Raw genomic sequence first — 17,543 nt, forward strand, 5'->3', positions numbered from 1 at the left:
AGTGTCATCGTTCCCCAGTAATGTGACCATGATAACCGTAAAAATCATAAAAGGGGAACCAGATGAACGGGACGAAGCATCTCAGTAAGCTGGCACTAGCCGTTTGCGCTGCACTACCATTGGTAGCAGCTGCATCGCAAACGACGCCAGTGCGCGGATTACATGATAATTCATCAACATTTATAGCATTGCAAAATGCCACCATCGTGACAGAGCCAGGCAAAAAACTGGAAAATGCTACGTTGGTTATAAATAACGGTAAAGTAATCTCTGTATCAGGCAATAATCGTGCCCCAGAAGGCGCGCGTGTTATTGATGTAAGTGGTCATACAATTTATCCGGGTTTTATTGATGCATATAGCAACTACGGGGTGCCGGCGGTTGAAAAGCCGGAGCGCGCACCGTATCGCAGCACCACACCGCAATATAATAATAAACGCGAAGGTGGTAACGCAGCTAACGACGCTATTCATTCACAAGTAAACTGGGTGGATAAGTTTGCAACTGATCAGAAGTCGGCCAAAGATTACATTGAGCAGGGCTTCACAGCAGTTCAAAGTGCTCGTTTAGACGGTATCTTCCAAGGGCAGGCGGTCACTGTATCGCTGGCAGATACAATCGCAAATAATGCGGTTTACAATCCGACAGCACGTCACTTTGGTTCATTTGATAAAGGCTCGTCACTGCAACAATACCCGTCGTCATTGATGGGCTCAATTGCACTGATTCGCCAGACTTTATCCGATGCAAATTGGTATGAGCAAGCGTATGGCAAAGATACCTATAACGGCCCAGTGGAATACAATGCTGCACTGGCGGAACTTGGCGACATTGAACAAACGGGTTTAGTGTTCAAAGTAACGGACGACCGTTCTTTGTTGCGGGCAAGCGACGTGCTATCTAATTTCAATGTACCGGTTACCTTTTTAGGTTCGGGCTATGAATATGCGCGTTTAGATGCAATTAAAAATACCAACTCGTCAATTATTCTTCCGTTAGATTTTCCAGCTGCTCCAGAAGTTAATGGTGTGGATGATCATCTTGACGTTAGTCTTGCTGATTTACGTCACTGGGAGCGAGCGCCAGGAAATGCTGCAGCACTTGCGCAAGCCGACATCGATTTTTCATTCACCTTACATCAGTTGAAAAAGGCTGATGACTTTTGGCCCAACCTACGTCGTGCAGTGCAGCACGGGTTGAATGAAGATAAAGCACTTGCTGCATTAACAACGGTGCCAGCAACCATTGCAGGTGTTGCTGATAAAGCTGGTAAGTTAGTACCTGGTTATATGGCAGACTTCGTTATCGCCAAAGGCGATTTGTTTACCAATGGCACCATCAAATCAGTATGGTTACAGGGTAAGCAAGTTGAGCTAGAGCCAATGCATCAAGCCGATTTTGGCGGCACGCTGAAGGTTACGGTCGCCAATCAACAAGCGGAACTTGTGCTTAAAGACGGTAAAAAAGTATCGGGTGAATTTAACGGTAAGAAAATCCGTGATGCGAACCGCAGTGAAGCCACGTTAGACTTTGTAGTTGATGCTGGTTTTGCTGGTCTTGAAGGGGCTTGGCGGATGCGTATTGAGCAAGCGTCAGCAGATGGTTACACCGGGGTTGCAATTGCGCCAGATGGTCGCGAGCTGCCGCTGACAGCTCAGCGCACCGAAGCCGCAACTGAGACCTCAGAGGAAGCCAAAGCTAAAGAAGCTTATGTAAGCCGTTTAACCTTCCCGAACGTGGCTTATGGCCTCGATGGCTTGCCTGAGCGCCAAAATGTGCACATTAAAAATGCAACAGTTTGGACCGCCGATGAAGCGGGCATTCTTGAGAATGCTGACGTGCTGATTCGCAATGGTGAGTTCTATAAAGTGGGACAAGATCTGCGTACGCCGTCAGGTTATACAGTGATTGATGGAACGGGTAAGCATGTAACACCAGGAATCATTGATGAGCATTCTCACATCGCTATCGAAGGTGGCGTGAATGAAGGTTCAGAAGCGATTACTTCTGAGGTTCGTATTGGTGATGTGGTGAACCCAGACGACATTCACGTATACCGTTCACTCGCGGGTGGTACAACCATGGCACAGTTGTTACATGGCTCGGCCAACCCTGTTGGTGGCCAGGCGCAAGTAATTAAACTGCGTTGGGGTGGTGATGCGAACACCATGAAATTTGATGCGGCACCGCCAAGCATTAAATTTGCCTTAGGTGAAAACGTTAAACAAAGTAATTGGGGCACAACGTTTACGGTACGCTATCCGCAAACCCGTATGGGTGTTGAAGCCGTAATGCGCGATGGTTTTACCGCAGCACGTGAATACAAGCAGCGGATGGACGCTTACAATAAGCTCAGTCGTAGTGAGAAAGCTAAAACAGCTGCGCCACGCCCTGACTATCGCTTAACCACGTTGTTGGAAATTATTGAGCGTCAGCGTTTTGTGCATGCACATTCGTATGTGCAATCTGAAATCCTCATGTTAATTCGTTTAGCTGAAGAGTTTAATTTCACACTAACCACGTTTACGCATATTTTAGAAGGCTACAAAGTTGCTTCTGAAATGGCAAAACATGGTGCCGGTGCATCAACGTTTGCTGATTGGTGGGCGTTTAAATTCGAAGTGTATGATGCGATTCCACAGAATGCCTGCTTAATGGCTGAAAAAGGTGTGCTCACCAGTATTAATTCGGACAGTAACGATTTACAGCGTCGCTTAAATACTGAGGCGGCAAAATCAGTTACTTACTGTGGTATGTCAGAGCACGAAGCCTTGAAGATGATCACTTTGAACCCAGCTAAGCAACTGAAAGTTGATGAGTATGTTGGTAGCATCAAAGAAGGCAAGCATGCAGATTTCGTCATCTGGAATGGACACCCTCTGAGTGCCTATTCGTCGGTTGAGCAAACCTGGATCAATGCGCGTAAATACTTTGATCGTGAGCGTGACATGCAACTACGTGGGCAATTGGAAACTGAGAAGCAACAGTTAGTTCAGAAGATCCTGAGTAGCCCAGAAAGCGCTCGTAATGGTAACGGTGAGGGTTATAAGAAGCCGCAACCAACATGGCATTGTGAAGACAACCATGACGTTTGGAGCGATCAATTTACTGTTCATGCTCACGCACATGAAGGAGAGCAGCTATGAAAAAGTTACTAACAGCCGTTGTTGCTGCCAGCCTAAGTGCAGCAGTCGTTGCGAATGACATGGTACCCGGCAAAGCACAAGAGCAGCCGATTCTGCTGCAAGGCGGTACTTTACACACAGTAACAAATGGTGTGATGCAAGATACCGATTTGTTATTTGAAAACGGTAAAATCACCGCCATTGGCGCCAATTTGTCGGTACCCGAAAACGCTCGCGTTATCGACGTAAGTGGCAAACAAGTTTATCCGGGTTTAGTCGCTCTCGATACAACGCTTGGTTTGATTGAGCTTGGTGCTGTACGTGCAACAAACGATACCAGCGAAGTGGGACAAATCACGCCTGAGGTAAGTGGGCATACGGCCTATAATCCAGACTCTGAAGTTATCCCAACCATTCGGTACAATGGGATTACCCATGCCGAAATTGTGCCGCAAGATAATTTAATTGCGGGCCGTTCAAGTTTGCTACAAACCGACGGTTGGACTTACGAGGATGCTGCCGAAGCGCTTAATGTTGGTGTGCATGTCAACTGGCCACGCGTTGGTTTGAACACGTCATGGTGGGAACGTCGCTCACCAGAAGAACAGCGTAAAGAAAACGCTGAAAACCTAAGCAAACTTAAAGCAGCTTTCACAGATGCCAAGGCTTATTTTGATGCGAAACAAGCGAACAAGCTAAATGGCACTGATGTACGTTGGGAAGCCATGACCGGCTTATTTGATGGTTCAAGTAAGCTATTTGTTCATGCGCATGATAAACGTCAAATGGATGCTGCCATGGAGTTTGCAAGTGAGTGGGGCTTCGACCTTGTGCTTGTCGGCGCGCGTGATGCGTGGCGTATTGCAGATAAACTTGCTGCGAATGACGTTACCGTTGTTTATGGCGAACCCTATGGTTTACCAACCCGCCATGATGAAGCGTATGATCAAGCGTATTCAACCCCAGCTGCACTGGCTGCCGCAGGCGTTGATTTTTCAATCGCTTATTCAACGGGCTGGTGGGACATTCGAAACCTAGCTTTTGCAGCGGGTAATGCTGTGGCATTTGGTCTTGATAAAGATCAAGCACTGGCGGCTATTACGATTAAGCCTGCAGAGGTTATGGGTGTAGCTGATCAAATTGGCTCGCTTGATGTTGGTAAAAATGCATCGCTATTTGTTTCGCAAGGCGATGTAATGGATCAATTAGGGCAAGATGTGCAGATGATGTTCATTGATGGCGCTGAAGTTGACCTTAACAATCGTCATAACCAGCTGTATGAGAAGTATCGTCAAAAACCTGAATAAAATACCGATATAATCAGTCTTTATTAAAAGCCAGACAAAAAGTCTGGCTTTTCTTTATGTTTTGGCAAAAGTCGCAAAAGTAACTATTGTGTTAATGCTCAGCAATTGGCAGTATTTGAGGGTCATGAATCAATGAGGGAATTTACTATGCCACTATACCGCCAGTTTGCCAACGACGGCAAAGAGCTCATCATCGCTATAAAAGGGAAATTTGATTTTGGGCTCGTACAGGAGTTTCGACAGGCGTACGGTAACGTAGGCGATCAACAACCAACGGTTTTTATTGATCTGCGTGAAACTGAGTATTTAGATAGTTCTGCACTCGGTATGTTGTTAAATATGCGCAAATCATTGGGTAAGTCGGTTAAAGGAATTCACATTATTAACTGTCGGCCTGAAGTAAGAAGTATTCTAGACATTTCCCGTTTTGATAAGCTATTTGTGATTGAATAACTAATATGGATACGTTCGTTGAACCGGCATCGTCAACAGCATCTTTATGTATTGTTGGCGACGGTTCGGTATTTGCGCAAACAGTAGCAAGCAAACTTGAACAGCATGGTGAGTTTGAATTGTCTTGGTACACACCTGAAACCTTTTTAGGGTTAGCCGAGTTGCCGCAACACCCGGTTCTGCTGCTTATCGATGGTGAAGCTGAACTTAGCTCTAAAGTCGGGGCGTTGCTGGGCCGCAGCTATCCCGTAGCATTGCTTGTTAGTAACACAGCGAGTTTGCTTGCCAAGTATGCTGGCCAGATGACCGATGTATTATTGTGGCCGGCTCCAGCAGAACTATTAAGCGCACGTATTAATATTCTCCAGCGCCTGCAAGACACGCATACACAGCTTGATGCCATGAAACATTCTCTAGCTTGGCATAAAGCCCGGGTAGAGCGTGAACATCAATTGGTCGAGCATATTTTCCAAAATGCTTTGAGTCGCAATTACCTCGACTTCAAACACGTACATACCTATTTAACCCCAGTATCAAAGTTCAACGGTGATCTCTGCCTCATATCACCAGGACCGTTGGGCAACATTTATATGCTTATGGCAGACTTCACCGGGCATGGCCTAGCGCCGGCAACTGGCGCTTTACCGCTTTCTCAGGCATTTTTTGCCATGGCCGACCGTGGTGTTTCAGTTGCTGAAATGGTTACCGAATTTAACTTTCGAATGAATCGTTTGTTGCCGAACGACATGTTTTGCGCCGCGTTCTTGCTAGAACTTTCAGCCAATGGTGAACGCGTTACTTATTGGAACGGCGGCATGCCACCGGCATTGTTGTTTGATCAACAGGGAATTATTTTAAAACGCCTTCCACCGGCTCATATGGCGTTGGGAGTTATTGATGACGATGAGTTTGATAGCCGTGTGGGAACATTCCGAGCACCACCAAACAGTTCAATCGCGCTATTCACAGACGGTGTTACCGAATTATTGGGCCATCAACAGAAGTTTTTAGGCTCGGATGCATTAGAAGTACTGCTGAGTAAGTATCCCCGCACCCAAGATTTTTCAAAATTGGTTGAAGAACTCGAGCACTTTAGGGGGGAAACACCACTGCATGATGACCTCTCGTTGGCGATTCTAACGTGCTTACCTACAGGACTTGGCGAAGCTACGCCGGAGCCGGATCAGTTCGGACTACCCTTCAGTTTTGATGTGCTGTTGAAGCCTGAGCACTTGAGCACAATTGACCCCGTGGGCCATATTCTCTCAGCACTAAGTCAGTTGCCATACTTACGCCGTCATCGAACCACAATCTACTTATTTTTAGCAGAAGCATTTAACAATGCCCTAGAGCATGGTTTATTGGGCTTAGACTCAACGCTAAAGCACGATCCCGATGGGTTTGCAGAATATTATCAGTTACGCCAAGAACGCTTGCTAGAGCTTACTGAAGGCGAAATTCGAATACAGGTTACCTTTGATACCAAGCTCAAGCAGCTATCGATTCAAGTATCGGATAGTGGAACAGGTGCTGCGCTTTTGGATGACAATCACGATTTAACCCAAAGCTATGGTCGCGGGCTCGAATTACTGCGCCAAATGACAACTGATTTAAACTGGGATCAAGCTACGCGAACAGTTTCATTTAAGTATTCGTTTTAACCGCCTGCGAATTTCGCCTTGAAACCACGTTGTTCCAGCCATTTTTTTGCTTTGTCGCGTTGGTCACCTTGTAATTCAATGGTTCCGTCTTTTACGGCACCGCCTACACCACAGGTTTTACGTAACGCAGAAGCATATTCAGCGAGTAACTCGGGACTATCAGGCAAATCAAAAAGTACTGTAACCCCTTTGCCTTTGCGCCCTTTGGTTTGCCGCTGAATGCGGACAGGTTGGGAAGTGTCAAGCGGGCTTGCGGCTGCTTCGCCTGCCTCATGGTCATGATTCTCTGATGCTTTAAATCCGAGATTTTTCAATTGGTCTTCTAAGCTGCTCACAATTACCTCAAATTCAACTTGGAATAAATAGCGTAGGTGTTATATATTTTTGGCATAAGTAATCAATGTTGGATAATTCAATGAAGTTGCAACAGCTGCGTTATATTGTCGAAGTATTAAATCATAATCTCAATGTTTCGGCGACCGCTGATAGTTTATATACCTCCCAGCCAGGGATTAGTAAACAGGTGCGCATGCTGGAAGACGAACTGGGTGTGCAAATCTTCGAGCGTAGCGGTAAGCATCTTACCAAGGTGACCTCGGCTGGCCAGGAAGTGATTGGTATTGCGCGTCAAATTCTGTCCCAAGTGGAAGCAATCCGTTCGGTGGCGGGTGAGTATACGCAGCCTGATCAAGGTAAATTAAATATTGCGACAACACACACGCAAGCGCGCTACGCATTACCAACCATGATCAAAGATTTTATGCAGCGCTACCCAAGCGTTACATTGCATATGCATCAAGGCTCACCGGAACAAATCAGTGAAGCAGCCGCAAAAGGTAAAGCCGACTTCGCAATTGCAACGGAAGCGCTGCACTTGTATCAAGATTTGATTATGTTGCCTTGTTATCACTGGAATCGCTCTATTATTGCGCCACCCGATCATCCATTGGGGAAACTTGATAACGTCAGTATTACTGATTTAGGGCAATACCCGATAGTTACCTATGTACACGGGTTTACCGGCCGTTCAGAGTTGGACCGAGCTTTCAACGAAGCGGGTATTAAACCCAATGTGGTATTCACAGCCACCGATGCGGATGTAATAAAGACCTATGTGCGTATGGGGCTTGGTGTTGGTGTTGTTGCCAGTATGGCGATTGATGCAAGTTATGATGCTGATTTAAAAACCATTCCTGCCGAGCATCTGTTTGCGCCAAGCACCACTAAAATAGGTTTTCGCAAAGGCACCTTTTTAAGAAGTTATATGTATGATTTTCTTGAAGGGTTTGCACCGCACCTGACACGATCTCGCGTTGATGACGCGATAGCGAAGAAATCACAAGAAGAAATAGATCGATTATTTAAGGGGATTGAACTGCCCACCCTTTGAAAGGTGGGCAGTGCGACCACGTCTAGCACTCGATAATGTTCACCGCGAGACCGCCACGAGCGGTTTCTTTGTATTTGGTTTTCATATCGTTACCAGTATCCCACATGGTTTTGATAACTTTATCGAGCGATACCTTATGATCACCGCTACCGCGTAAAGCTAAGCGCGCGGCGTTAATGGCTTTAATCGAGCCCATGGCGTTGCGTTCAATACATGGAACTTGAACCAAGCCGCCAACAGGGTCGCAGGTTAAGCCTAAATTATGCTCCATACCTATCTCAGCGGCGTTCTCAACGGAACTTACATTGCCGCCCATGAGTTCGGCTAGTGCGCCGGCAGCCATTGAGCAAGCAACGCCCACTTCGCCTTGACAACCAACCTCGGCGCCTGAAATAGAAGCATTTTTCTTGTATAAAATGGCAATCGCCGCAGAAGTAAGTAAAAAGCGAACAATGGTTTCTTCATCAAGTGGCGCGATAAACTTATCGGCATACTTCATAACTGCAGGAATGATACCCGCAGCACCGTTGGTTGGTGCGGTAACCACGCGGCCACCCGCGGCATTCTCTTCGTTTACGGCAAGGGCAAATAAATCAACCCAGTCCATTGCTTGCATTGGGTCAGAAGTTCGCTCATTTTTAAGCCGTTGATAGAGCCCCGGTGCGCGGCGGCGAACTTTTAGACCTCCGGGTAAAATACCTTCGGTACGAATGCCGCAATCGATGCAATCATCCATGGTTTTCCAGATATGCATTAGCCCTTTGCGAATGTCCGCTTCACTGCGAAATACTTTTTCATTCGCCAACATAAGCGAGCTGATACGCATACCGTGTTCATTGCAATGTTTAAGTAACTCATCACAACTATCAAACGGGTAAGGGATTGGCTTACTCGACTGCTCAATAACTTCTTCGAGCGTTTCTTCAAAGTCCGCATCGCGAACAATGAATCCACCACCGATTGAGTAATAGAGGTCTTTATAAATCACCTCATCGCCTTGGTAGAGTCTTAACTCCATGGCATTTGCATGGCGTGGCATGGTTTTACGCCGATGGAACACGATGGCACCTTCGCGAGGGAAGTGAACTTCATGTTGACCTAATAGGTTCAATTTTTGGCTTTCATAAGTGCTTTTTAAGAAGTCATCGACAGTTGTGGTGTCAACGGTTTCCGGTAACTCGCCAGCCAAGCCTAAAATGACGGCCTTGCCTGTACCATGCCCTTTACCGGTTTGACCAAGTGAGCCAAATAATTCAATAGCAATACCGTCAGCTTTGCTTAAACCGACAGCTTTATCTGCCGCTTGCAAGAATTCGTAAGCGGCGCGCATTGGGCCCACGGTGTGCGAACTTGAAGGACCAATTCCAACTTTATATATATCAAAAACACTGATCATAAAATTTCTTAGTTTCCATTAGTCATTTAAAGGGCGATAGATTAATTGCCTTTCAGGATACACGTGATCAGCCAGTTCACGCAAAATTCCTGCTGTGGCACCCCAAATATTTCGCTGCTGATATGGGATGAAGTATACCTGATCGTAAACAAAGCGCTGCAGTCGGTAAACATAATGTTTGTGTTGGTGCAAAACTTCGCGTAAAGGCACGGTGAATATTTCGGCCACTTCACGTTGTTCGCGCACAAAAGGCGCACGCGGGTTGATCAGGACCACATAAGGGCGAATCAAAAAATTACTAATAACTGGGTAATCTTGCAGTTGTCCGACTAATTGAATGTCATTCGGATGCAAGCCAATTTCTTCTTGGGCTTCACGCACAGCAGTGTCGTACAAATCACGGTCATGGGGCTCTTGCCGACCACCGGGAAAGCTAATTTGGCCAGCATGATGCCGCAACTGAGCGCTACGCTGCGTAAGTACTACATGCAACTCTTTGTCGCGTTCTAGCAATGCAATCAGCACTGCAGCAGGGCGCAAGCGTTTCATCATCGGGCGCTTAACCAATGGCGCTGGATGCAACTGAAACCGATGTAAAAATTCATCACGCGTCATGCTGAGGTCCACCGAATTCAGGTTCTGCCAAAACAGGTAATATACGTGCCACTTTATCGCGAGTTTCCTGCAGCTCTGCGGCGCATTCAGAATCGGCCACTAAACCACCGCCAGCCCAACAGTGAATGGTGCCATGATCGCTATCATCTTGGCTGGCAACGAGTGTTCGAATTGCAATATTGGTGTCAGCATTACCATGCTTGGAAAAGTAACCAAAACTGCCGCAGTAATAGCTACGACGATGCGGCTCGAGCTCGTCGATAATTTCCATTGCCCTAATTTTTGGGGCGCCAGTAATTGACCCACCGGGGAAGCACTCAGCAAGCAGTGCTATGCCTTGCTGTGCCGAGTCGAGTTGACCCACTACGGTACTGACTAAGTGATGTACTGCGGGGTATGATTCAATGGCAAACAGTTTGGGTACGTGAACCGAGCCCGGCTGACAAAGTCGACTTAGGTCATTGCGTAATAAGTCAACGATCATGACGTTTTCTGCACGGTCCTTGCTCGAATTGCGCAAGGCAGCGGCTAGGGCGGCATCCTCTTGCGCATCGTCTGCGCGAGGGCGTGTGCCTTTAATCGGTTTGGTTTCTACCTTGCCAGATGCATCAATCGCCAAAAAACGTTCAGGTGACAAAGACAGTAGGGCACCTTGCTGAAGCTTGAAATAGGCGGAAAACGGCGCGTTATTATTTTCTCGTAAACGCTGATAGGCTTGCCAGGTACTCCCTTCAAAGAGTGCGCTAAACCGTTGCGCCAAGTTTACTTGGTAACAATCCCCTGCCAACAAATAGCTTTGAATGCGACTGAACTTATCGGCGTAATCAACCGCGGTCATATTACTTTGCCATGGGGTTAGTAATTTAAAGTTTGGTAATGTGGTGCGTTGCGTAACAGGTTGTTGCCAAAAATCCTGCAGTGTTGACAGCTCTGGCTCAGGCGCGAGCAGCCAAGTTTCGCCAGTGTGCCGATTCTGCATTAATGCTTGGGTATATACACCAACGGCAATTTCCGGCAGTTGAATATCGTGCGCTGCAATATCGGGTAACTTTTCGAGCGCCCGCCCTGCATCGTAACTCCATGCGCCCGCAATGCCTCCCTGGAATGGCAAATGCTCAGGGCCTTTATAATCAGGCACTGACGCCATCGCCTGTTCGAGCTGTTGGGGCCAGTTTTCAGCACAAGTGACCGTAAACAGCGGTTGGCGGAAAACGAAATCCCACTTGGCCGCTGCGCTATTGCAACTATCAAGCAGCAACGCCCATGGTTCATTAGCGCAACGCTCAAAAAGCTCAGCTAAGGGTGCTGAAATAGGTAACTTAACCGCAACTAAAGGCACAATAAATCTCCCCTGTGTATCTACGTGTCAGCATATCATAAAGTACCTTTTTAAGGCGTGCAGGAAACTGGTCAGCGCGCCCACAAAACGCTATCATAGCGTCAACTTAACGTTACCCTCTGGAAATCGAACCCAGTCAAAACTCGAGGTATTCATGGCTATTATTCGTCAGGCTGATTTTATTGAAAGCATTGAAGATGCGCTGCAGTATATTTCTTATTACCACCCGCTAGATTTCGTGCAAGCGCTCGAAAAAGCTTACCACCGTGAACAGAGTGAAGCTGCAAAAAATGCGATTGCACAAGTACTGACGAATTCTCGCATGTCAGCGCAAGGACATCGCCCAATCTGTCAGGATACGGGGATTGTAACGTGCTTTGTGAAAGTTGGTATGGGCGTGCAGTGGGATAAAACCGATCTTACCGTGCAGCAAATGGTTGATGAGGGCACCCGTCGTGCTTATATGAACGCCGACAACCCATTGCGTGCATCCATTGTTGCTGACCCAGCAGGCAAGCGCAAGAATACCGGCGATAACACGCCTGCAGTGGTACATATTGATATGGTGCCGGGTGCCAACATTGAAGTCATGATTGCGGCAAAAGGTGGTGGTTCTGAGAATAAATCGAAGATGGCCATGCTCAACCCAAGTGACAATATTGCCGACTGGGTTGTTGAAACAATGCCAAAACTGGGTGCTGGTTGGTGTCCGCCTGGCATGATTGGATTAGGCATCGGCGGTACTGCCGAAAAATCTGCTGTACTTGCGAAAGAAGCGTTGATGGATCCTGTCGATATACAAGAGCTACTAGACCGTGGTGCGCAGAACGCCGAAGAAGAATTGCGTTTGGAAATTTATCACCGCGTGAATAAGCTGGGCATCGGTGCACAAGGCCTTGGCGGCGTGACCACGGTTATGGATGTGAAAATAAAAACCGCACCAACGCATGCGGCGTCAAAACCGGTTACCTTAATTCCAAACTGTGCAGCAACGCGACATGCACACTTCGTACTTGATGGCTCAGGCCCTGCTGACCTTCAACCACCGAAGTTAGACGACTGGCCAGATATCACCTTTGAATTAGGTGATGATGCACGCCGAGTGAACTTGGACACCGTCACCCAAGCTGACATCGAGACGTGGAAGACCGGTGAAACCGTGTTGTTGTCAGGTAAGATGTTAACCGGCCGAGATGCTGCGCATAAACGCATCAAAGATATGCTCGATAATGGCGAATCATTGCCAGTTGATTTCACCAATAAATTTATCTATTACGTTGGACCTGTTGATCCTGTGGGTGATGAGGTTGTGGGACCTGCGGGGCCGACAACCGCGACGCGGATGGATAAATTCACCGACTTGATGCTGGATAAAACCGGTATTCTTGGCATGATCGGTAAAGCTGAACGCGGCCCTGAAACGGTTGAGAGCATTAAGCAACATAAAGCGGTTTATTTGATGGCCGTTGGTGGTGCAGCATACTTGGTTGCAAAAGCCATTAAGAAGGCACGTGTTGTTGCATTTGAAGATCTCGGCATGGAAGCTATTTATGAATTTGAAGTTGAAGATATGCCAGTCACCGTGGCAGTGGATAGCACTGGCGAAAACGCTCACGAAACCGGCCCAGCAATTTGGCGGGTAAAATTGGAAGCAGCAGATGCTTAATCTCGAATTGTGGCAGTTAGCGGCGGGCGCGGTAGCGTCCGCTATAGTTGGGTTCGGCGTGGCGTGGCTATTAGTTACGCCACGTGTGAAAGCGAAACACCAAGAAGCTGAGCAACAACAAGCATTTTTGGAAAGCCAACTGCAACAATTGCGTGAGCAAGCAGAGCTCGTGCGCAGTGATTATGAACAGCGCTTACAGCGTGCCGAGACGCAGCTACAGCAGACACAACAGCAGCGTAGCGACTTACAGGCAGAACTGGCCGGGGCGCGCGCAGAGCTGAGTGCAAAATTACAAAGTGCGGAAGAGAAACAAAAGCTTCTTGAAGCCAGCGAAGAGCGGTTAAAAAACGAGTTCGAACGTTTGGCTCAGCAGATTTTTGAGCAAAAATCGGAGCGGTTGCAAGCCAATAGCAAGCAAACTTTAGAAACCACGTTAGCCCCGTTCAAACAGCAACTTGAAGCCTTTAAAAGCCAAGTAACGCAGCAGCATACAGAAGAGCTAAAACAACGTTCGGAACTGACGACTCAGGTGAATACATTACGTGAGTTGAACAAGCAAATGGCCGCGGAAGCTGAAGCACTCACACGGGCTTTAAAAGGTGATACTAAAGCCCAAGGCAATTGGGGCGAAGTGGTGCTCGATAGAATATTGAGTCAATCCGGTTTGCGTGAAGGGAACGAATATGAAACCCAGTCGCACCACCGTGATGAAGATGGCAAAAGCTTTAAACCCGACGTGGTTGTTCACTTACCCAATGACAAAGATGTGGTGATTGACTCTAAGGTATCATTGGTGGCCTATGAGCGTTACTTCAACAGTGACGATGACGCCGCTCGAGAGGCTGCACTAGCTGAACACGTGAGTTCGTTGCGTAATCATATTAAAGGGCTAGGGAAAAAGAACTATCAACAACTGGAGAGTGTCCGTACGCTTGATTATGTGTTGATGTTTATTCCAATTGAACCGGCATTTCTGTTGGCAGTTGATCGCGAACCTGAATTAATTCGTTTGGCGCTAGACAACAACATTATGTTGGTGAGCCCAACCAACTTGCTGGTGGCGCTGCGTACAGTGAATAATATTTGGCAATATGAATACCAAAATCAAAACGCGCAGATTATTGCAACGGAGGCGACCAAACTTTATGACAAGTTTGTCGGCTTCATTGAAGACATGCAAAAAGTGGGGAATGCGATAGACAGCGTAAGAAAACACTATGACGGTGCGATGAACAAATTATCGACAGGCCGGGGCAATTTAGTAGGGCGGGTTGAGAACTTCAGAAAGCTGGGTGTGCAATCGTCCAAACAAATTGATAGCAAATTACTCAATAATAATGAAACGGAAAACGACGACGAATAAGACCAAGAATAATAGGTGGCGCTGCGTTTAGCGCCACCTGTTTTTTAAAGCTCTTGTTAGCGTACCACTGAGCCCCACAAGTCGTACTCATCGGCGTGTTCAATTTCAACTTCAACTGTATCGCCAGGCTGAACGTTTAATTCACCGTTTAAGTACACCAAACCGTCAATTTCCGGTGCATCTGCGTAGCTGCGACCAATCGCACCTTCTTCATCAACTTCGTCGATAAGAACGGTTAATGTGCGGCCAATTTTTGCTTGCAGACGCGCGGCACTAATTTCTTGCTGCACTTCCATAAAGCGCGCGTAACGTGCTTGCTTTACGTCTTCTGGCACTGGGTCAGGCAGTTCATTTGCCTTTGCACCTTCAACATCGGAATACGTAAAGCAACCGACTCGGTCGAGTTGCGCTTCACGTAAAAACTGCAGCAACTCTTCAAATTCTTCTTCAGTTTCACCAGGGAAACCTACAATAAAGGTGCTGCGAATAGTTAAATCCGGGCAAACTTCGCGCCACTTTTGAATGCGTTCAAGCGTCCGCTCTGCGGAGCCTGGGCGCTTCATCATGCGCAGGATACGTTTGTTGGCATGCTGCAGTGGAATATCAAGATATGGCAGTAATTTACCTGCGGCCATCAATGGAATCACGTCATCAACGCTTGGATACGGATACACGTAGTGAAGACGAACCCAAATACCCAGTTCGCCGAGCGCTTCACAAAGTGCCTGCATGCTTGTTTTAACTGGCTTGCCATCCCAGAATCCAGTTTTATGCTTTACGTCCACGCCATAGGCGCTGGTATCTTGAGATATGACCAACAGCTCTTTAACCCCCGCATTTGCGAGGCGTTGTGCTTCACTTAGCACATCACCAATAGGGCGGCTAACGAGGTCGCCGCGCATGGATGGAATAATACAAAAGGTACAACGGTGGTTGCAGCCTTCCGAGATTTTTAGGTACGCAAAGTGACGCGGTGTCAGTTTGACACCCGTGTCGGGAACCAGATTTTCAAAAGGAATGTGCTGTGGTTGCGGCACATATTTATGAACGTGCCCCATAACTTCTTCGTAAGCATGCGGGCCGGTAATCGCCAGCACATTAGGGTGTACTTCACGAATTTCGTCGTCCTTTGCGCCAAGGCAGCCGGTAACGATAACTTTGCCATTTTCATTTAACGCTTCGCCAATCGCATCTAAAGACTCTTGCACTGCGGAATCTATGAATCCACAGGTATTTACAATGACCATGTCGGCATTATCGTAGCTGTTAACGATATCGTAGCCCTCAGTACGCAATTGGGTCAGGATTCGCTCAGAATCGACCAAGTTTTTAGGGCAACCTAAACTAACAAAGCCAATACGTGCCGCTTCATTCGGGGCTTTAGAGGGGTGGAAGTTTTCGACAGTCATTCATGCGCTCGCAGTTTGCGTTAAAACGCGAATTATACCACGGCTGATTTAACGTTGCCTATTCTGGTTGCAACCAGGTTTTTTGTGCTTGTTGAAATTTAGGGTTGTTTTGCACAGTTGGGATTATTTGGTTAATGCGCTTAATGGTGTCTGCTCCCCAACTGTTGCGTGTACAAGCAACAGCACCAATGACCTCTTCACCAGCCAATTGAGCTATCGGTAAAAACGCGAGGTTACGACCTCCAGTTGCTTCATAAAAGCGTTTTAGCATCGGGTAATCAATGGTGAAATCAAGACGATTGCCTAAAATCATCGACATCATGCTGGTGTTTGCAGTTTCACCAGCTAGGTCTGTATGTTGTGATGTGCCAATTAAGTGTTCATCGAGAAGAGGCTGTAATTTACCGTACAAACGCCCCACGGGTTGACCAAACCGATAAGATTGATCGGAAAGCATTGCTTTTAAATCAACTGGATTACCATATTTTGACGTGAGCTCAGCAACGAGCTCAGGGCGAGTAATAATGCCATGCGATGGATACGTATAAGTCGGATCAGAATACTCAATGAGGCTCTGTTCTTCTTGCCGGTGAATCATGCATGGATAACAAAGATTCTTTTCCTGCTGCCACAGCATGCCTATACGTAATCTCGGTAAGCGCTCAATTTTGTGCTTGGAGGTAGGCATCGCATCAATCAAAGCATCAACAAAAGCATCACAAACCCCTTGCTGCGCTAAGGGGCCGCTAACAATGTGAAAAGGTGGTGAAATCGTAGCCGCCCAAGTGATTTCATGATGACTTGTCCGCTCCGAAGCACCTCCGAACAGGGGAAGTACCAAAGCTAAGCTAAGTAATCCTTTTTTTATCATAATGTTTGGTAAATGTTTTGTTGCATAACGGAAATGATAATCAGGTTAACGAATGATTGCTACCCCCATTTGTCGCATATTTTATGTGATCGACCCACATGGCTGTAGCGCCGCAAACAGCAACAGGAATCATGACCAAATTGACCAATGGAATGCTGGCCAGTAACGCCACAATACAACCAAAGGAAAGGCTTTTCCCAGAGCGCTGCCATAATTCAGCACGCATGGTTCGAAAAGGTACTTTGTGGTTATCAAAAGGATAATCTGCGTATTGAATTGTCATCATCCAACCGCCAAATAAGAACCACAATAGTTGCCCCAGCACCGGTACGAATATCAGCAATAGACCGAAGCCTAAAATACGTGGTATGAAATACAGAATTTTTTGAAATTCACGCCCAATGATGCGCGGGATATCGCGTATCATGCCTGATACTCCGCCGTCTGCCGGAGCGCTACCCGTTAATTTAAATTCTACTTTTTCTGCCAGCAAACTGTTAAATGGCGATGCGATAATGTTCGCTACGCTCGTGAAAGTAAGCGCAAATATGAGTACGATACCGATGACAATTAATGGCCACAGTAACAGTTCTAACCACGCTAAATAATCGGGCAACCAGGCCATTAGCTGGCCAACCCACTGTGTGGTGTAGTGAAACGTTGCGTAGATAGCAAAGCTAAATAATAGAATATTGATACTCAACGGAATGAGTACATAACGGCGAACGCCTTTTTGAAAAGCGAGCTCGAAACCGCGGGCGATATAACTACCGCCGAATTCACTGTAAACGGGCATATCTTTCCACCTAAATTCTAATGTTTTCTTACATCTTTACGGTACTTTTACGGTACTAAAGTATAGCGTGGTAAAGTGTTAAAATTTGCTTGAAAATGTAAGGCTTAGTTAACCATTCTAGAACGTGTAAAGCTATTACAAAATTTCCAATT

14 protein-coding genes are annotated in these 17,543 nt (G+C 46.8%); 7 read left to right on the plus strand and 7 right to left on the minus strand.

The features are described 5' to 3' along the window. Positions 1-62 precede the first annotated feature (62 nt). The 4 genes from ACN0UY_RS00610 (at position 63) to ACN0UY_RS00625 (ending at position 6,546) form a co-directional block, all read left to right on the plus strand. Positions 63-3,146: an amidohydrolase family protein gene (locus ACN0UY_RS00610; protein ID WP_417664891.1), complete on the plus strand. Its 3,084-nt coding sequence runs from the start codon at positions 63-65 to the stop codon at positions 3,144-3,146. After that, positions 3,143-4,432: an amidohydrolase family protein gene (locus ACN0UY_RS00615; RefSeq protein WP_417664892.1), complete on the plus strand. Its 1,290-nt coding sequence runs from the start codon at positions 3,143-3,145 to the stop codon at positions 4,430-4,432. Before ACN0UY_RS00610 ends, ACN0UY_RS00615 begins: the two co-directional genes overlap by 4 nt. A gap of 147 nt (positions 4,433-4,579) precedes the next feature. Then, positions 4,580-4,885, plus strand: a complete 306-nt coding sequence (locus ACN0UY_RS00620) for an STAS domain-containing protein (protein ID WP_417664893.1) — start codon at positions 4,580-4,582, stop codon at positions 4,883-4,885. 5 nt (positions 4,886-4,890) lie between these two features. Further along, a complete protein-coding gene (locus tag ACN0UY_RS00625; protein WP_417664894.1) occupies positions 4,891-6,546 on the plus strand; it encodes a SpoIIE family protein phosphatase in 1,656 nt (551 codons plus the stop codon). Here the strand turns inward: ACN0UY_RS00625 and ACN0UY_RS00630 are convergent. Further along, entirely contained in the window at positions 6,543-6,881 is a 339-nt protein-coding gene (locus ACN0UY_RS00630) for a translation initiation factor (protein ID WP_417664895.1), read from the minus strand. The genes ACN0UY_RS00625 and ACN0UY_RS00630 overlap by 4 nt on opposite strands. Positions 6,882-6,961: 80 nt before the next feature. Between ACN0UY_RS00630 and cysB the strand changes: the two genes are divergently transcribed. Then, complete coding sequence (gene cysB / locus ACN0UY_RS00635; protein WP_417664896.1) at positions 6,962-7,936, plus strand: HTH-type transcriptional regulator CysB; 975 nt, start codon at positions 6,962-6,964, stop codon at positions 7,934-7,936. Between the two features lie 22 nt (positions 7,937-7,958). Here the strand turns inward: cysB and ACN0UY_RS00640 are convergent, their stop codons facing one another. Genes ACN0UY_RS00640 through pabB form a run of 3 tightly spaced genes read right to left on the minus strand, consistent with a single transcriptional unit; the run spans position 7,959 to position 11,286 of the window. Next, entirely contained in the window at positions 7,959-9,332 is a 1,374-nt protein-coding gene (locus ACN0UY_RS00640; RefSeq protein WP_417664897.1) for an L-serine ammonia-lyase, read from the minus strand. 18 nt (positions 9,333-9,350) lie between these two features. Further along, a complete protein-coding gene (locus ACN0UY_RS00645; RefSeq protein ID WP_417664898.1) occupies positions 9,351-9,947 on the minus strand; it encodes a CoA pyrophosphatase in 597 nt (198 codons plus the stop codon). Next, the gene (gene pabB, locus ACN0UY_RS00650) at positions 9,937-11,286 is read right to left on the minus strand and encodes an aminodeoxychorismate synthase component I (protein ID WP_417664899.1); all 1,350 of its coding nucleotides are present in this window, start codon (positions 11,284-11,286) and stop codon (positions 9,937-9,939) included. Before pabB ends, ACN0UY_RS00645 begins: the two co-directional genes overlap by 11 nt. A 154-nt stretch (positions 11,287-11,440) precedes the next feature. Between pabB and ACN0UY_RS00655 the strand changes: the two genes are divergently transcribed. Both ACN0UY_RS00655 and rmuC read left to right on the plus strand, forming a co-directional pair. After that, positions 11,441-12,952, plus strand: a complete 1,512-nt coding sequence (locus ACN0UY_RS00655) for a fumarate hydratase (protein ID WP_128351977.1) — start codon at positions 11,441-11,443, stop codon at positions 12,950-12,952. Beyond that, positions 12,945-14,315, plus strand: a complete 1,371-nt coding sequence (gene rmuC / locus ACN0UY_RS00660) for a DNA recombination protein RmuC (RefSeq protein WP_417664900.1) — start codon at positions 12,945-12,947, stop codon at positions 14,313-14,315. Before ACN0UY_RS00655 ends, rmuC begins: the two co-directional genes overlap by 8 nt. A 56-nt stretch (positions 14,316-14,371) precedes the next feature. Here rmuC and rimO read toward each other — a convergent pair whose 3' ends face one another. The 3 genes from rimO to cysZ are packed head-to-tail and all read right to left on the minus strand — an operon-like array spanning position 14,372 to position 17,391. After that, on the minus strand, positions 14,372-15,724 hold the full coding sequence (rimO, locus tag ACN0UY_RS00665; RefSeq protein ID WP_417664901.1) for a 30S ribosomal protein S12 methylthiotransferase RimO: 1,353 nt from the start codon (positions 15,722-15,724) through the stop codon (positions 14,372-14,374). 58 nt (positions 15,725-15,782) lie between these two features. Beyond that, positions 15,783-16,595: a hypothetical protein gene (locus ACN0UY_RS00670; protein WP_417664902.1), complete on the minus strand. Its 813-nt coding sequence runs from the start codon at positions 16,593-16,595 to the stop codon at positions 15,783-15,785. Between the two features lie 40 nt (positions 16,596-16,635). Then, the gene (gene cysZ / locus ACN0UY_RS00675) at positions 16,636-17,391 is read right to left on the minus strand and encodes a sulfate transporter CysZ (RefSeq protein ID WP_417664903.1); all 756 of its coding nucleotides are present in this window, start codon (positions 17,389-17,391) and stop codon (positions 16,636-16,638) included. Positions 17,392-17,543 lie beyond the last annotated feature (152 nt).

It is taken from the genome of Pseudidiomarina sp. (genome assembly GCF_048268165.1).
Classification (GTDB): Bacteria; Pseudomonadota; Gammaproteobacteria; order Enterobacterales; family Alteromonadaceae; genus Pseudidiomarina.

Coding starts and splice junctions, on each gene's coding strand:
- cysZ (WP_417664903.1), bottom strand. CDS start 17,391: ATGCCCGTTTACAGTGAATTCGGCGGTAGTTATATCGCCCGCGGTTTC.
- ACN0UY_RS00610 (WP_417664891.1), top strand. CDS start 63: ATGAACGGGACGAAGCATCTCAGTAAGCTGGCACTAGCCGTTTGCGCT.
- ACN0UY_RS00645 (WP_417664898.1), bottom strand. CDS start 9,947: ATGACGCGTGATGAATTTTTACATCGGTTTCAGTTGCATCCAGCGCCA.
- ACN0UY_RS00620 (WP_417664893.1), top strand. CDS start 4,580: ATGCCACTATACCGCCAGTTTGCCAACGACGGCAAAGAGCTCATCATC.
- ACN0UY_RS00655 (WP_128351977.1), top strand. CDS start 11,441: ATGGCTATTATTCGTCAGGCTGATTTTATTGAAAGCATTGAAGATGCG.
- rmuC (WP_417664900.1), top strand. CDS start 12,945: ATGCTTAATCTCGAATTGTGGCAGTTAGCGGCGGGCGCGGTAGCGTCC.
- ACN0UY_RS00615 (WP_417664892.1), top strand. CDS start 3,143: ATGAAAAAGTTACTAACAGCCGTTGTTGCTGCCAGCCTAAGTGCAGCA.
- ACN0UY_RS00670 (WP_417664902.1), bottom strand. CDS start 16,595: ATGATAAAAAAAGGATTACTTAGCTTAGCTTTGGTACTTCCCCTGTTC.
- ACN0UY_RS00640 (WP_417664897.1), bottom strand. CDS start 9,332: ATGATCAGTGTTTTTGATATATATAAAGTTGGAATTGGTCCTTCAAGT.
- rimO (WP_417664901.1), bottom strand. CDS start 15,724: ATGACTGTCGAAAACTTCCACCCCTCTAAAGCCCCGAATGAAGCGGCA.
- ACN0UY_RS00625 (WP_417664894.1), top strand. CDS start 4,891: ATGGATACGTTCGTTGAACCGGCATCGTCAACAGCATCTTTATGTATT.
- cysB (WP_417664896.1), top strand. CDS start 6,962: ATGAAGTTGCAACAGCTGCGTTATATTGTCGAAGTATTAAATCATAAT.